General features: G+C 45.0%; 1 protein-coding gene and 2 rRNA genes. 2 read left to right on the top strand and 1 reads right to left on the bottom strand.

What is annotated here, in order from left to right:
• Nucleotides 1-237, top strand: a 23S ribosomal RNA gene (locus BM736_RS24820); the annotation flags it as partial.
• Between the two features lie 120 nt (nucleotides 238-357).
• Nucleotides 358-473 (top strand): 5S ribosomal RNA (gene rrf / locus BM736_RS24815).
• Here rrf and BM736_RS25335 read toward each other — a convergent pair.
• On the bottom strand, nucleotides 462-649 hold a 188-nt coding region (locus BM736_RS25335), incomplete at its 5' end, for a hypothetical protein (protein WP_218638784.1). The two genes, rrf and BM736_RS25335, sit on opposite strands and share 12 nt — an antisense overlap.

Here is a 649-nt window from a genome sequence, read left to right as displayed (position 1 = left end):
GGAGTGGACGAACCGCTGGTGTTCGGGTTGTTATGCCAATAGCATTGCCCGGTAGCTACGTTCGGAATCGATAACCGCTGAAAGCATCTAAGCGGGAAGCGAGTCCTAAGATGAGTCATCCCTAGAGATTTAATCTCTCTAAAGAGCCGTTCTAGACTAGGACGTTGATAGGCAAGGTGTGTAAGCGTTGTGAGGCGTTGAGCTAACTTGTACTAATGACTCGTGAGGCTTAACCATACAACCCAGATGGGTTTGTGGTGATTAGTGATGATTACTTTACAAGCACAAAAGAATACGAACTTGATTTAAGTTAGACCGATTATAGAACCTAATTAGCTTTTCAAATTTCCAAATTAGTCTGGAAACCATAGCATTGTGGCCCCACCTGATCCCATCTCGAACTCAGAAGTGAAACGCAATAGCGCCGATGGTAGTGTGGGGTCTCCCCATGTGAGAGTAGGTCATTTCCAGGCGCCTAATAAACGATAAATCCCCAGCACTTTGTGTTGGGGATTTTTTCGTTTAACAGCTTTTGAAATGACCACTCGAACATGGGAAGTAAATAGCGCATGCGAAGCATGCTTCATTTCATGTGATAGTAGGGTGACGAGCCTACGCTTATCAAGCGAAGCTTGATGTTGGCTCTGAA

Origin of the sequence: Shewanella sp. UCD-KL12, from assembly GCF_001957125.1 — a bacterium.
Taxonomy (GTDB): Bacteria; Pseudomonadota; Gammaproteobacteria; order Enterobacterales; family Shewanellaceae; genus Shewanella.
This window is presented reverse-complemented; position numbering and strand designations above follow the sequence as displayed.